General features: G+C 49.0%; 11 protein-coding genes. 4 read left to right on the top strand and 7 right to left on the bottom strand.

Annotated elements, in window-relative coordinates:
- The first annotated feature begins 46 nt into the window (after nucleotides 1–46).
- Genes FJQ58_RS13290 through FJQ58_RS13275 form a run of 4 tightly spaced genes read left to right on the top strand, consistent with a single transcriptional unit; the run spans nucleotide 47 to nucleotide 4,117 of the window.
- Entirely contained in the window at nucleotides 47–1,525 is a 1,479-nt protein-coding gene (locus tag FJQ58_RS13290; protein WP_139994133.1) for a spore germination protein, read from the top strand.
- Nucleotides 1,526–1,555: 30 nt separating this feature from the next.
- Entirely contained in the window at nucleotides 1,556–2,767 is a 1,212-nt protein-coding gene (locus FJQ58_RS13285; RefSeq protein ID WP_139994131.1) for a Ger(x)C family spore germination protein, read from the top strand.
- Entirely contained in the window at nucleotides 2,764–2,985 is a 222-nt protein-coding gene (locus FJQ58_RS13280; protein ID WP_139994129.1) for a hypothetical protein, read from the top strand. The genes FJQ58_RS13285 and FJQ58_RS13280 overlap by 4 nt, the downstream gene beginning before the upstream one ends.
- 28 nt (nucleotides 2,986–3,013) lie before the next feature.
- Complete coding sequence (locus tag FJQ58_RS13275; protein ID WP_139994127.1) at nucleotides 3,014–4,117, top strand: GerAB/ArcD/ProY family transporter; 1,104 nt, start codon at nucleotides 3,014–3,016, stop codon at nucleotides 4,115–4,117.
- Between the two features lie 6 nt (nucleotides 4,118–4,123).
- On the opposite strand, the gene FJQ58_RS13270 is transcribed toward FJQ58_RS13275, so the two are convergent.
- The 7 genes from FJQ58_RS13270 to FJQ58_RS13240 all read right to left on the bottom strand — a co-directional run bounded on the left by FJQ58_RS13270 (nucleotide 4,124) and on the right by FJQ58_RS13240 (nucleotide 13,851).
- On the bottom strand, nucleotides 4,124–5,272 hold the full coding sequence (locus FJQ58_RS13270) for a glycoside hydrolase family 88 protein (protein ID WP_139994125.1): 1,149 nt from the start codon (nucleotides 5,270–5,272) through the stop codon (nucleotides 4,124–4,126).
- A gap of 3 nt (nucleotides 5,273–5,275) precedes the next feature.
- A complete protein-coding gene (locus tag FJQ58_RS13265) occupies nucleotides 5,276–6,634 on the bottom strand; it encodes a hypothetical protein (protein WP_139994123.1) in 1,359 nt (452 codons plus the stop codon).
- A 111-nt stretch (nucleotides 6,635–6,745) separates the two neighbouring features.
- Entirely contained in the window at nucleotides 6,746–8,347 is a 1,602-nt protein-coding gene (locus tag FJQ58_RS13260) for an ABC transporter substrate-binding protein (RefSeq protein ID WP_139994121.1), read from the bottom strand.
- A 78-nt stretch (nucleotides 8,348–8,425) separates the two neighbouring features.
- A complete protein-coding gene (locus FJQ58_RS13255) occupies nucleotides 8,426–9,337 on the bottom strand; it encodes a carbohydrate ABC transporter permease (protein ID WP_139994119.1) in 912 nt (303 codons plus the stop codon).
- Nucleotides 9,338–9,359: 22 nt separating this feature from the next.
- Nucleotides 9,360–10,343: an ABC transporter permease gene (locus tag FJQ58_RS13250; RefSeq protein WP_420799833.1), complete on the bottom strand. Its 984-nt coding sequence runs from the start codon at nucleotides 10,341–10,343 to the stop codon at nucleotides 9,360–9,362.
- Between the two features lie 134 nt (nucleotides 10,344–10,477).
- On the bottom strand, nucleotides 10,478–12,115 hold the full coding sequence (locus FJQ58_RS13245) for a sensor histidine kinase (RefSeq protein WP_139994117.1): 1,638 nt from the start codon (nucleotides 12,113–12,115) through the stop codon (nucleotides 10,478–10,480).
- Between the two features lie 95 nt (nucleotides 12,116–12,210).
- Nucleotides 12,211–13,851: a response regulator transcription factor gene (locus FJQ58_RS13240; protein WP_139994115.1), complete on the bottom strand. Its 1,641-nt coding sequence runs from the start codon at nucleotides 13,849–13,851 to the stop codon at nucleotides 12,211–12,213.
- Between the last annotated feature and the right edge of the window lie 1,320 nt (nucleotides 13,852–15,171).

Raw genomic sequence — 15,171 nt, 5'->3', positions numbered from 1 at the left:
AGAAAACTATATTCATTGTATAATTTTCCGATTGGCGAGGTGACTTATGACACAGTTAATGATAGGAGAAGGCGTCGAACATGTGCCTGCCGATCTGGAAGCATTCACGAACCACTTGCACGGCGCCTTGAGCGACAGCCCCGATATCGTCTATCGAAGCATTATGATCGGCAGAAATAAGGGCGTAATCGTATACATTGAAGGTCTGGCAGATCCTCGGCTAGTCCTGGAATCCATCCATGATGAATCTCCTTTATGGTCTGAATCTACCGGTACAACAGATGCGGAGAATAGCTATACAAGGCTTCAAGAGCATGCGATTTCAGAAGGAAAAGTCGAGGAGGCCCACTTGCTAAGCCTTGTCATCGCAGCATTATTATCGGGAAATACGATTATTTATCTGGAAGGCATGAGCTCAGCCTTACTTGTGGGAACAGAAAATCTTAAACAGAGAGCCGTGCAAGAGGCAAGCTCACAATCCGTCGTGCGCGGACCCCGTGAAGGATTTACCGAATCCCTTCGCGATAATACCTCGCTGGTTCGCCGCCGTATTCAAAATCCGAAGCTGCGCCTGCGCGAGCTAACGATGGGTGAGGAATCTAGAACAAAGGTCGCCATCATGTTTATGGAGGGAAAGGCAGATCCCGATGTGCTGCTGGAGCTGCACAAACGATTAGAGCACATCTCGCTGGAGAGTATTTTGGAGAGCAATTACATTGAAGAGATGATCCAAGACCAACGTTATAGCCCTTTTCCGACGGTCTATAATACCGAGCGGCCGGATATCATCGCTGCCGCGCTTCTGGATGGACGGATTGCGATATTCGTAGAAGGCACACCCTTCGTATTGGTGGTTCCCGCATTGTTCCTGCATTTCTTCCAATCCAGCGAGGATTATTACCAGCGGGGCGATTTCGCCAGCTTAGTAAGATTTCTGCGCTACATCTGCTTTGCCATTGCTCTCCTTACTCCATCCTTTTATATCGCCATTACGACCTTCCATCAGGAAATGATACCGGCTAATCTGCTTATGAGCCTGATCGGCCAGAGGGAAGGCATTCCGTTTCCAGCTTTTATAGAAGCCTTGCTTATGGAGGTTACCTTTGAAATTTTGCGTGAAGCCGGCATCCGCCTGCCAAAGTCGATCGGTCAATCCGTCTCCATCGTCGGCACGCTGGTCATTGGTCAAGCAGCGGTCGAAGCCGGGCTGATCTCTGCGGCGATGGTCATAGTCGTTTCGATTACGGCCATTGCCAATTTTGCGCTTCCTACCTTCAATATGGGGATTTCCGTTAGGATGCTGCGTTTTGTGCTCATGGCGATTACGGCATCATTCGGTTTATTCGGCATGTCGATTGCCTTAATCATGCTAGCGCTGCATCTATGCAATCTGCAATCGATGGGTATCCCTTATATGACCTCCTTTGCACCGTTTCGCTGGTCGGACCAGAAGGACGCGCTGCTTCGGCTGTCCCGTCCCGTCATGAATAAATACTTCGGACGCTCCGGCAAGAAGAATTACTGACAACAACGGAATGCGGGGGGAGGCTACGTGATGTTTATGTATAGAAAAGCAATCTGGCTTCTGCTTATCCTACTGCTGATTTTGCCGGGTTGCTGGAGCCGTAAAGAGCTCAATGAGCTGGCCGTGGTAGCTGCTCTGGGCGTGGATACGCATAAGAGCGGCTTTCTGGTCACTGCGCAGGTCATTAACTCCAGCGAGATCGGCAAACAGCGAAGCTCCGTGGGAGCTACGCCTGTTGTCACCTACCAAGCCGTAGGCATTACGATTCCGGATGCCCTTCAGCGCGTATTAAGCCAAGCGCCTAGACAGCTATACTTATCCCATTTGCGGGTACTGGTTCTTGGCGAGGCCTTGGCCCGGAGCGGAATTAGCGATGTTCTGGATTATGTCTCGCGGAGTCCCGATTTTCGAACGGATTTCTTCATGCTGGTTGCCCAGCATTCTAAAGCGAGGGACGTTCTAAACGTGCTGACCTCCTTTGAGCCGATACCCGCAAATTCCCTGTTCTCATCTATATTAGTCTCGCATAAGAACTGGGCCGCCACCGGAATGATCACGCTGCAGCAATACATTACCGAGCTGGAGCGCGCAGGCTCCAACCCCATCCTGTCTGGCGTCAGGGTAATCGGAAGCCAAGCTGTAGGCTACTCCAGCAGCAATCTCAAAAAGATTAATCCCGATGCTCAGCTTCAGCATGCGGGGATTGCTGTATTCAAGAAGGATAAGCTGGTAGGCTGGCTGGAAGAGTCCAAGAGCAAGACCGTTAACTATATTTTAAATGAAGTATCCACTACGATTGGGCATGTGCCATGCCCGGGAAGCGAAAAAGAGGTCGTTGGCATTGAAATCTTCAGCTCCGATACCAAGATGGACGTTAAGCTGGATCAGCAAGGAAAGCCTCAGTTTACGGCTTATATTCATGTGGAAACGAACCTAAATGCGGTTCAGTGCGCAATTGATCTAAGCAAGTCCAAAAATATTGACTATATACAGAATCAGCTGAAAGAAAAGCTTGAAGGGGTCATCGGGAACAACATCCGGGATGTTCAAGCAAAATACGGCGCGGATATTTTTGGGTTTGGCGAAGTTCTTCACAGGGAATATCCGAAGGTATGGGCAAAATACCGTAATCATTGGGAGTCTCATTTCAAGACGATGAGCATCCAGATCAAGGCTTCCGTTGCCGTCCGCCATATCGGCTCCATTATTCAGCCTGTTCGAAGGGAGATCGATCAACGATGATTTGGAGCGTCTTAATCATGGTGTTCCTCCTGCTGGTGCCGCTTATCGAAATGCCTTATTTAAAAGGCCTCCAATCCCGGCGAGATGTCCTCGTCTTCCTGCTTATCTGGGGAATTGCGCTGGCCGCCATCGCAGCGGAATGCTTCGGAATTCCGCTGCCAAAGCCGCTGGATTGGATTCGCGTTATGACAAATCCAATCCAATCGTTTATGCCGTAACCATGGAGACGTAAGGAGTAGATAACCGATGAAAAAAACTGAAATCGCCGCCCGACAGTTTTTTATCCTGACCTTCGGGTTGACAGTAGGCACCTCTGTACTCGTCACGCCTTCGGGACTTGCTTATGTCGCCAGGGAAGACGCCTGGATCGCTTCGCTTATCAGCTTATCCATTAATTTCCTTATGGTCCTATTGTATATAACCATCATGAGGCTATATCCTGGAAAAACGTTGTTTGAAATCAACGAGCTTGTCTTCGGAAGGTGGATTGGCAAAGCCATCACGCTGTTATATCTCTTTTATTTCTTAATCCTGGCAGGGACGCTGATTGGCAATCTAGGTTTCTTTCTCACCAGCGAAATTCTACAGGAGACCCCGATACAAGCCGTTCAACTGTTGTTTCTAGCGGCAGCCGTCATGTGCGCCCGACTCGGAATCGTTATTTTGGCGCGCGTAGGAGAATTAATGTTTCCCTGGATTATCTTTTTCTTTGTCCTGCTGGCCCTGGCTCTCGTGCCTCAAATTGACTGGAATCATATCCGGCCCGTGCTGGAGGATGGGTGGGCGCCTGTTCTAAAGGCAGGCATCCACACGTCCATGTTTCAAGAATTGATCGTCATGATGGTCCTTGCCCCGATGGTCATGAAACGCAAGCAGGGAGAAACGGCGTTTGGGTCAGGCTCCGTGCTTGGCAACGGTCTCCTATCAACGTTAGTCCTGCTCAGCGTGCTTATACTCGGAATCGAGCAAACGGCGAACAGCACCTTTCCCGCCTTCGTTCTGGCCAAGACGATTAATATCGGCAACTTTATACAGCGACTGGAGGGCATACTTGTAACCTTATGGGTCATGACCTTTTTTATCAAAACGACCCTGCTGTTCTTCTCGATCCTTTCAGGCATCAAAACGGTCTTCCATTTGAAAAGCTACCACTCTCTCGTGTATCCGATCGCCGTTCTGTTCATCGTAGTCGCTTGGAACACTTATCTTAACAGCGTATATGTTGCAGACATCATTCAGAAGGTCTGGGCGGGCTATTCCATGATCCATCTGCTGATTATTCCTGTTCTCCTCCTTACCACAGGCTTTATTCGAACCAAACTTGCAGGTGAGCAGGACAAAATCATGTAGATGCCGTCACCAATACAGGCGCCATGTCGTAAGAACTCTGACTAGTGCCTCCACGTAAAAGTAATCACCCCAAATGGTGCACTCATTCACGCCCATCCCTCTAGGCTTGTTGTAAACGGCATGCTTCAACAAACCATTGGATGCCGGACCGTTCTTGGTTGTATAGCTTTCGGAGAGGGATAACAGCATCGTGCGAGCTGCCTGCTCATACCGCGCTTTGTTCAAGTCACCCTCCGGCAGATGCTCCGCCAGCTCCAGCAAGCCGCACACCGCAATTGCCGCGGCCGAGCTATCCTTCTCCTGCTCATCGCCCTCCATAAAGATTAAATCCCAATACACGATGCCGTCCTCAGGCAGCCTCTCCAGAAAATAATCCGCGAGCGACTTAGATACCATGAGCAGCGATTCATCTCCCGTATACCCATAGCTAAGCATAAAGCCGTAAATCCCCCACGCTTGCCCCCTTGCCCAGCAGGAGTCATCGGCATAGCCTTGATGGGTATTTCCGTACTTGGGAGCTCCGGTCTCCACGTCCATATAATAAGTGTGGTAAGTCGTGTAATCCGGGCGAACAAGGTAAGCGGCCGACTGCTTCACATGCGCCTTCGCCATCTCCGCATAGCGGCTAATGCCCGTTTCTTCTGCCGCCCAATAAAGCAAAGGCAAATTCATAAGGCAATCGATAATCATTCTTCCACATTGCTCCGGATCACTCAGGTCGCCCCAAGCTTGAATAATCCCCGCTTCCGCAAAATAACGCTCGGCCAGCAGATCCGCAGCCTTAAGTGCGATATCCCTCGCTTCCTTGCTGCCCGTGATCCGGTAGGCAGCCACGGCGGATAAGCTGTACAGAAAGCCCAAATCATGCGTATCGATTGCGATCCGCTCCTCTACCCGCTGCTTATAGCTTGGCATGTGGCGCTCGGCTGCTTGCCGGTATTTCTCGTTACTGGTCAGCTCATAAGCAAGCCAAAGCATGCCCGTCCAGAAGCTGGCGGTCCAATCCTCATTCCCAATGCCAGAATATATCCATTTCTCGCTTGCGGGAGCAGGGAATAGCTTCGAAAACAACGGTATATTCGCATCGATTCGCCCTAGCGCGAAATGAACCGCCTGATCGAAGACGGCCCGTTCCCTGATAGACAAAGGCAACATTCCTCACACTCCTTCTGCCCGCTTCACTAGCGTCAGCTCAATCTTGGCCGGCTTTCCGGTCAAATGAAACCTTAAAAACACCAGTTCATCCTTAATCCACTGCACTTGAACGCCTTCCGAGCAGGCCTCCAGCTCATAGACGCTCAGCTCATCCCAATAAGCGAGCCCAAACGGCATCGGCGTCCAGTGCCCGATATCAAAGGACATATGAATCCGATCCGCTGTCTTCTCGAACTCGTTCACGAAGACTTGCGGAAGCTCCTCCTGAAATTCCTCGTTCATATTTCCTTTGCCAATGTAATTGCGCAGCCGGTGCGGCTTGCACTCCCCTTCCACAAACGACATTTGGCATTCATGGTCATAATAGAGGAAGGTTGTCGGCCAAGGCCCTGCTCCCGTGCCGCCCAGCGTCATCGTATATTCATTGATCTCGGGCCGGATTTGCGTATCTTTGGTTAACATGGAGACGGGCGCGGTAATGTCGTTTTGCTCATGGTATAGTGAAATAGCCTTCGGCAAAGTAGTAAGCGTAATGGGGAAGCTGGTAATATGCTCGAAGAAAAGCGCCAGCATCCCCTCGCATGCCTCGACATCGGCGGCAGGAAACACGGCAAATTGCTCGGTAAATTCCATTTCATGAGCTTCCTGCTGCTGCAGGAAGTAGACCTGCTCATTATGGTCCGTATTGTCCAAATAGTCTTGAAATACGTTTTTCCAATAATCAATGTTATTTCCCGTACAGAGGCCAGCACGGAGCACATCGTTCGGGTCCGTAGAATAAACGCAGGGACTTCCCGAATGGTAAGTTAAGTTCAAATCCCGCGCCGTCCATTCGCAAGCGACCACCTGCCCTTTGCCGGGATGAGGAACCTTATACCTGCTGCTGTCCACGTACCAAGAGCCCCAAGGAATGCCCTTGTGGGTAATGCCGTCCCACCAGACCTGCTCCCAGCAATAGCCCCACATCCCTTTGAAATCAAGCTCCTCCAGCACCTCAATCAATTCATTATATATTTTCCCCCGCGCGGCTACCTTTGTTCTGGCCCATGGGAAAGCTTCCTCTACGATTAGCCAATCGCTCGCAAGCTTGGCCTTCAACTTTTCCTTAGACATGCCAGCATCCTCGACAAAAAACGGGCTTTGCAATATGACATCGTCCCCATAACGGTCATGCCAGTCCCTTATCCGCTCGGCCAGCACCGGAACGGAGCCTCCGTTCACAATCCATGTCACCGGAATTCCATATTGATGGGCAATGGCTGCCGTTCGATCAACGCCTTCCACAGCCGTCCCTTTCCCCCAAGAGGTATCATAATGCGATGCGTAGCTGACAAATGTGTAAATTAGCTTTTCCGGTCTCAATGCTATGTCCCCCATCCTACTGCTGATCACCTATTTGTAAATGTGCGTGAACGTACGGATAGCAAAGAGTCCCCGCTCGGAGACTCTTTGGCCATCTCATTTCACCAGCGTCTATTTCTTGTTCTCTGCCCACCAAACGTCAATTTGCGATTGAAGCTCGGCTTGAACCTTCTCAAGCCCTGCCGCTTTCAGCTTTTTGTTTCTCTCTTCAAGCAGCTTCGTTGGGTCTTTGACAGCGCCCGTAAAGATCAATTTGTACTCCGTACCGACGGCTGTAATTTGCGTGATCTCGTTTTTGACCTTCGTATCGTCAAACACAAAACCCATTAATGGAAAACGTGTAGCTTCATTGTTGAACTTCGCCCAGTTGATATAAAGATCGTCCGGCTGGCCCGGCTTCAAATAGTTGAGCATTTGATTGCCAATGACCCAGAATAGAGCCGTCTTGCCATAGCCTGAATCCGCAATCGGCTCGATTCGATTCTCGCCGACCTTCTTGTAATGCTTGCCCTCAATCCCGTTTACGAACAAGTTAATCACGTAGGGGTCGGTATGCAAATAGTTCAAAACCATCATTGCCCGTTCCGGGTCCTTGGACGTCCTAGAAATGGCGAGCATAGAGCCTGCAGCCAGATCCGTCGTAACGATTGGCTCTTCCACGACATGCGACACGTACTCGTATTTGTTGTTATCCGCAAGCTGCGATTCAATTTCCGCGCCCGGCTTCCACGTGCCTGACTGCACCCAGATCTTTCCTTGCCTTCTTAGCTCGCCAACATCCGTCGTGCTTGTGCCTGCATCGGAATTGATATAGCCCTTTTCGTAATATTTGCGGTATAATTCGAGCTCGGTTTTATTCAGCTCCACAATCTCAGGGTCTAGCACTGTTTTGACCGTCATATCAAGCGCTTTGTAGTCCAGCAAAAACATCGGGGTTTTGGCCGGTGTCGGCCCGATTGGACGGAAATTGGAATTGGTCTCATACATCATAAGACCGCCGCCATAATTGCCTGAGCCCCCGCCAATATATTCGTTTATCATGGCTGGCTCTTCTTTCTTGATCTTCTCGTACCATGGCTCCAAATCAGCTTCTTTATTGATGGATTCTATCGGAATATTATATTTCTCTACAATGTCCTTTCGATACATAAACGCCTTGCCTTGCGTAATTTCCTTGTTTGTTGGAATCGCATATAGCTTGCCTTTCAGGCGGGGAGCTTCCAAATACAACGGATGGATCAGCTCCTTAATGCCTTGGCCATGTTTCTCCAGCAGCTCATCCAGCTCCAGATAAGCGCCTTTGGAGGCATTGCCGAAGAAGTTAAGCCATGAAGCCGTGAAGACTAGATCCATCTTCTCCCCGGTATTCATCATCAGTTCCGTCCGGCTCTTATAATCGCTGGAGGCAATCGGCTGAAGAGAGATCGTTGCATTGATTTTTTCCTTGAAAAATTCATTCAGCTTTTCCTCAATTAACGCATCGTCCTCTTGCGGAGTTCCGAAGTAAGCAATCGACACCTCATACGGCGCAAGCTCGGGATCACCCGCAGGCTCATTCGTCGCCTTATCCGGCTCGGGCGTTTTCTCCCCGTTTGTTCCGGCTGCCGTATTTACCGGTTTTTCATTCCCGCCGCCGCTTGAGCACGCTTGCAGAAATACCGATAGGACAAGCATCATTGCAAGTATCAACATGACCGTCTTTTTCTGTCTCATTTCGATTAACCCTCCTGATAACTGATTTATAATAGCTGGCCTTAGTCTGCAGAGCTTCAGGCCATTACTACCGGGTGCTTAACCTTTAATTGCGCCTACCGTTAGGCCTTTAACGAAGTATTTCTGGAAAAACGGATACACCAGCAGGATTGGGCCCATGCCCACCACGGCCATCGCCATTTGCAGCGATTCATTTGGCAAATCGCTCATCAGCTGCGGGTTCTGCGCAGCCAGCTGCACGTTCGATCTCATAAACTGAACGTCATTTAAGACGCGCATCATGAGGTATTGCAGCGGGTACTTCTCCTCGGTGCGGATAAACAAAAGCGCGTTAAACCAGTCATTCCAGTAAACGATCGTACTAAGCAGAGCCATAGTTGCCATTACCGGCAAAGAAAGCGGAAGGACGATGCGGATAAAAATAAGCAATTCTCCGCCGCCGTCGATACGGGCCGACTCAATTAACGCCGGGTGGATCGTCGATTGAAAGAAGGTTCGCATAATGATGACATTAAACGGGATAATGAGCAGCGGCAAAATCAAAGCTGCGTAAGAGTCCAGCAGGTCAATCGTTTGCGTAAACACGATATATTTGCTGACGATTCCTCCGTTGAACAGCATGGTGAAGAAAAGTACAAAGGTGAAGATGCCGCGGAACGGATAGTCCTGCCGGGATATTGGATAGGCGTACAAAGCCATAAAGATGACACTCAGAATCGTGCCGACTACAGTGATTCCAATGCTTACCGCATAGGCGCCAACAATGGTTGAATAATCTTTAAACAAGCTCTCGTAAGCGATCCAGGACAGCTTCTCGGGGATAAAGCTGTAGCCTCTGTTCAGCAAGGAATCATTATGGGTAATCGACACAATAATTACTAGTATCACGGGCAGCACGCAGGCTAAGGAAAGAAGTATAAAGCCAGCGTTTAAAAAAACATTCGTTAGCGGGGTAATTTTATTTTCCCGACGGCTGGTTTGCGAGCTCATTGTCATCACCTCTGCTTATGGCCTAGAAAAGGGCCTGGTCTTTATTGATTTTGCGCACCGCCGAGTTTGTCAGTATGACCATAATGAAGCCTAGGACGGATTGCGCGAGCGCCGCTGCGGATGACATGCCAATATCATTCAGCTCCATGAGCACGCGATAAACATACGTGTCGACCGTGTCGGTCACCGGATAAAGCGCTCCCGAATCCATCGGCACCTGAAAGAATAAGCCGAAGTCGGAATTGAACACATGCCCCATGGACAGAATCGTCATGATGATAATAATCGGCTGAATCGACGGAAGCGTAATATGGAAGATTTGGCGCCATTTCGATGCTCCGTCAATGACGGCCGCTTCATAGTATTCCGGATCAATGCCTGCTATCGCTGCAATGTAGATAACCGCTCCGATGCCGACGCCTTTCCAAGCGTTGACTAAGGTTAAAATGTACGGCCAGTAAGCTTGCTCGGAGTACCAGAACACGTGGTCTTTGCCCAACAGCTCGAGCACCGTGGTGTTCAGAAAACCTTTGTCCGGATTCAGGAAGGCATACGCCAGATAGCTAATGACGACCATTGATAAAAAATACGGCATAATCAGAAAGGTCTGATACCCCTTTGCCAGCAGCCGGCCGCGAAGCTCATTAATAGCAACGGCAATTGCCACTGATAAGCCTAGGTTGATAATCATAAACGCCAGACTGTACAGCACCGTATTCCGGGCTATCCGCCACAGCGATCCGGAAGAGAAGAGGAAGGTGAAATTATCGAAGCCTACCCACGGGCTTTTCCAAATGCCATCGATATAATTCATATTTTTAAATGCAATGAACACTCCGAACATAGGCAGATAGTTATTTAGAATGAGCACGATTAGGGTGGGCAGCATCATCATCGTCAAATACCTGTACTTCCAGAGCAAATGAAAAAATAACGCCGTCCCGGATTTCGAATGGCTCCGCAGGCTTGTGCCCTGAACCACTGTTTTTGCTTTCAATGTGTCCACCTCCTTCCTGTTGACTTTAGTATAGTTTGGCGCCGTCTTCCTGACGATGATCTATTCCTATCAGAGTGTGATGTAAAATAAACTCGCCAGCCTCGATCAAAAAAAAGGCTCCAGCCAGCAGCCAGAGCCTTCGTTTAGATAATTTTTTCTTGCATAGGAAGATTGATGATCGCCACGATTCCCCCGCCTTCCCGCTTCTCATAACGAAGACGGTAAGCCTCGCCAAAATGCAGCTGAATCCGCTGATGGACATTTCGGATGCCGTACCCTTTGTCGTTGGTATCGCCGTTAACGATGGTTTCCAGCCGCTCCATATCGACGGGCAGGAAGCCGTTATCCTCCACCGTCATCTGAATTTCCTTGTCCGCGCGCCGGACCCCGATCCAAATTGCGCCTTCGCCGTCCATGCTGCTGACACTGTGAAAGATAGCATTCTCCACGAGCGGCTGTAAAATCACTTTCGGTGTCCTATACATGGCCAAGGATTCATCAATCTGCCAAAACACCTCAAATTTGCCGGGATAACGCTTCATTTGAAGCCGGCTGTACGCTTTCACATGCTCGATCTCTTCCGCTACGGTAATGATCGACTTTCCTTTGCTCAGCCCGATCCGCAGCAGCCTCGACAAATCCTTGACCATTTCGCCAACATCGGTGTTTCCGCTGTCCAGCGCGTACCAATAGATGGAATCGAGCGTGTTGTAGAGCAGATGCGGTGTGATTTGCGAATGCAGCGTGGCAAGCTCATTCTCTTTTTGCTTAATTTTCATGCCGTAATTCTCTTCAATGGAATGGTCTAATCTCGTCGTCATTTTCAGAAATGCCCCGTACAAAATGCCAAACTCATCGGAACGCAGCAGCTTCTGGTCCATATCCAACTGCTTGCCGGGCTCGTAGATTTTGGTAATAGACACCAGTCGAATCAACGGCGTGACAATAATTCGAAGCAAATAAAGAACGAAAATAAGGACAAAAGCCAAGTAAACCGCGGATACGATCATTATGGTCCATTGAAACACCGTTTGATTGCCCGTAATGGAATCCAGCGGAATTTTATAAATCAGCCTGGTGTTGAACGCGGAACGATGGGAGTACGCATACAGCCATTTTTTATTGTCATCGCTTGCAAAATAATAGCCGTCCCCACGGCCTACGGCCCCCTTGGCGATATTCGCCATCCGTGAATCCTCCGGTCCCGCCTTCATCAGCTGCTCATTCTGATCGTTGAACAAATAGATCCCTGCGTTTTTGGGCAATTGTACGGATATGATGTCCCTGGTCAGCAGTACTTCAAGCTTGGAGACGACAAGAAATCCGATGGACTCTTCATATTCCTCGGGATTCAGTATACTCCTCATAAAGCTGACGGTTGGCGTTCCGCTCTCCGATGGCAGCAAATGAAGCGTTCCGGCTCCGCCCTCCCGCAAGGCTCGCTCCGCCCACTCCGGCTGTTCAACGATATCCTGGTTGAAGTATTTAAATCCTTTGGTCTTATGCGAGAGATCAAAGGGTGTGCTCTTCTCCGCCGTATTCATCATATACAAGGTGTATTCGGTTCCGTCCGAGGACCACCGTTCCAGTATCGCATCGGCCTCTCTAATCTGCCCAAGCGTTTCAATGTTCGTCCAGAAGCCGTATTGCTTGGGATCGCTAAAAAAATGGTTGTCCAGCAGCGTGATGGTTCTGTCATTGACCGACGACAACGTTTTTTCAATCGTGACATGGTTTTGCTTGGCGAGCTGAAGCGTCGTTCTGCCTACCTCATCTCTCATCGAATCCGAAGCCTTGTATGCCGACACCCAGCCTACAACGAGGCATGGCCCCACAATAAACAGAGCAAACGCTAGCGTGACTTTATACTTGAGCTTCAGCCCAATCCCCCCTGGCCTTCTTTTCGATATTCCGCGGGACTGATGCCTGCATACCGCTTGAACATGCGGCCAAAATGCTCCGGAGACTCATACCCGACCTCATAAGCCACCTCATACCGTTTCTTGTCGGTGGTGGCAAGCAGATGCTTCGCCTCGTCAATGCGTAGCTCCGTCACGTAATCCCACAAGTTTTTTTTCATTTCCTGTTTAAATAAATAACTCAAATACGCGGTGCTGAAATGGACTTCATTCGCGATATCCTGAATTTTCAGCGCGGGATTACGGAAGTGCAGACGGATGTAGCCGGTAATCTTGGCAAGAATCGTCTGATCCCGTTCCTTCACCAGCAAACGGACAAGCTTAGCCGTCTCCTGAATGTAACCCTGCAGCCTTTCAATCTTCGCTGTTCCTGCTGTATTTCGGAAGTAGGCATCAGGGTCGAACCGCTGCAGCGAAATCCCGTTCGCGGTTCCATATTCCAGCATTAACCCATATAGGCGGTAAACCAGCATGCCGAAATAGCTGTTGAACAGCTCCTCCGTCGTGGCCAGCTCCGTTAGCGGTTTAATGATCGGCTCCGTGTCGATCGGCAGCGGCTTTTCGAATCCAGCTTTGAGGCCCAGCATAAATTCATCGACTCTCGCCATCCACTCGATGATGCTCAGATTCTCCTGCGCCTTCACATCCTCGTAATAGAATACCTGATTGCTCGGGTGCAGGTTTTTCCATTCGGCTGCCGTATTAGCCTCCTCCATCAGCTTGGGAAGCATGAAGACATCAGAATGCAGCGTACTCATGCCCACGGTCGTCTCCACGTTTAAATATTGCTTTAAGTTCATATGAATCATCTGCCCGATGAGATGCAGCTGGGATTTGACGTTGAATCGCTGGCCGGATACCTCTTGCTCATTTAATTGAATAATGCCGATTAGCTCGTTTCCGAACCCATTGAACGTTAATCCGCTCCACTCCGACAAACTCTCGTCCATAATATTGATCGATGCGTATTTCAGCAGCTTACGGTCCTGAAGGGTAATTTCCCGATTGCTGAAGCCGCCTTGATTCAAGCCCAAACGTATCGAGACTACGCCGAGATAATGGCCTTGGATTTGCTCGCCAAGCTCGGCGATCAGCTCCTTGTAATCCCTCTTCGTCAAGTTCCTCTCCGTCACGAGCTCCATCAGCAGCTCATTGCGGCTTAACGACGCCGATTTTTCCTTTTCCCGCTGCCACTTGGAGAGCTCCAATGATTTCTTGCCGATTTCTTCTTTCTCATTCAGCACCTTGCGGACCACGCGCAGCAGATCCTCCTGCTCCACGGGCTTTACAAGATAGTCTCTGGCGCCTAAGCGCATGGACTTCTTGGCAAAATCGAACTTTTCATGCGCGGAGATCACAATGACTGGCAGATGGGGCTGCTCCATGTAGATCGTTTCCATTAGCTCGATGCCGCTCATTCTGCTCATTTGAATATCGGTAAGCACCAGATCGAAGCTGTCCATTCTTAAATAATCGATGGCTTCGAACCCGTTCAGCGCCGTCTCCACAAACGTAATCTGCAAATCCGAGCCAAGCAGGAAATTTTTAATTCCCATGCTCACCCGCGGCTCATCGTCAACCACCAGTATTTTGTACATACGGACCCCGCTCCCGGCTAAATGTCATGGATTCCTTGGCTGCTGAGACTCAGCGCCATTCTACTCTTACAGTTTATTGAAGCGACATTGCCATTGCGATGATCTATCCTAATCGGAATGTGATGTAATCAAGGAACTTCTGCTCAAGCTGTGTATGTTCTAACTATCTGGAGGGAGGCTGGATATGAAAGCGCTTAATTAATTGGAAAACGTGAGGATTTGAATAGGCCGACTATGACATAGATTAAAACGCTGGCTTCAGCTTGGCCACACTAACTATATAAGCTCAACAGATGATTTTAGGCTTCATGAGTTTCTGAAATCAGGCTTCCATACAGACGCACAGTTGGTCAATGATGGTCCATTAGTAATTGGGGATTTCCTCCATGAATGATCATGGATCACACTCCTGCCTTCAAACCAATCTAGCTAAGCGGCCTCATATGGACAACTTTGGGCTGGGTTTTGGAGATATAGATCTATTTTTTAGATCTATTTTGGTGAAAATTTTTGATAGCGACGAAATAGGTCTATAAAACAGATCTATTCTAGCTCAGCGGCTTCAAATGAGTAGCTTTGGGTTGGTTTTTGGAAATGCAGCCGATTCTTACCCTTACATGTCTTAGCCAATCTAAGAATCTGGCTGCAACCGCGACCTCGTAGAATGATTACTCGTGCAGCGGCCAAAACGAGAAGCTCTTCAGCATAAGGACTGACAAAGGCACGCCACGCCATTGTGACAAGCCCCGAAGGCATTCCCGAGTAATGCTAAGTAATGCTGCATTCTTCACATATTTTCTATGAGGGATAACGCCCATGATCTCCAAATTATCTCTACTTGTAACCATTTTATTGGATTCAACCCCTTTGTACAATGAAAGGAATTTAAACTAGCTGCTAGAGGTAGGTAAGGTGCGTGTAGAGCAGCTGCTGCTGGAAACCGACACGGGTTTGGACTCCAGTTATGCCTTAATACGAAGCGTAGCTCGGAGCATACAACAGAATGTTTAGTTAGCCGCCTAAATCCAGCAGCAGCTATAATCGCAACAAAGGTGGTTGGAGCTTCCCATCCATTCACCATTCTGCTTATACCGTTGTAGCCTCGAGCTATACCGTCTAATCGGTCAGAACCTTTACCTTTCTTTTTCCAAAATGAGTATATTACACTGGAATTGATCACAAAAAGCTGAAATTACATCATAGAAGCAGCAAGCAACATCTCTTACAATCTATTTGAAAGCGTTTACAAATAAGATGGAGGTGAATTTATATTCGACGCGAATGCCAAGGCATTCCGTATAGGCACGATGAAATAAAAAA

Origin of the sequence: Paenibacillus paridis (assembly GCF_006345825.1) — a bacterium.
GTDB lineage: Bacteria > Bacillota > Bacilli > Paenibacillales > Paenibacillaceae > Pristimantibacillus > Pristimantibacillus paridis.
Note: the sequence above shows the minus strand (reverse complement) of the source record. Positions and strands in the feature narration are given on the sequence as shown.

Coding starts and splice junctions, on each gene's coding strand:
- FJQ58_RS13240 (WP_139994115.1), bottom strand. CDS start 13,851: ATGTACAAAATACTGGTGGTTGACGATGAGCCGCGGGTGAGCATGGGA.
- FJQ58_RS13255 (WP_139994119.1), bottom strand. CDS start 9,337: ATGAGCTCGCAAACCAGCCGTCGGGAAAATAAAATTACCCCGCTAACG.
- FJQ58_RS13245 (WP_139994117.1), bottom strand. CDS start 12,115: ATGAGAGATGAGGTAGGCAGAACGACGCTTCAGCTCGCCAAGCAAAAC.
- FJQ58_RS13290 (WP_139994133.1), top strand. CDS start 47: ATGACACAGTTAATGATAGGAGAAGGCGTCGAACATGTGCCTGCCGAT.
- FJQ58_RS13285 (WP_139994131.1), top strand. CDS start 1,556: ATGTTTATGTATAGAAAAGCAATCTGGCTTCTGCTTATCCTACTGCTG.
- FJQ58_RS13275 (WP_139994127.1), top strand. CDS start 3,014: ATGAAAAAAACTGAAATCGCCGCCCGACAGTTTTTTATCCTGACCTTC.
- FJQ58_RS13270 (WP_139994125.1), bottom strand. CDS start 5,272: ATGTTGCCTTTGTCTATCAGGGAACGGGCCGTCTTCGATCAGGCGGTT.
- FJQ58_RS13260 (WP_139994121.1), bottom strand. CDS start 8,347: ATGAGACAGAAAAAGACGGTCATGTTGATACTTGCAATGATGCTTGTC.
- FJQ58_RS13280 (WP_139994129.1), top strand. CDS start 2,764: ATGATTTGGAGCGTCTTAATCATGGTGTTCCTCCTGCTGGTGCCGCTT.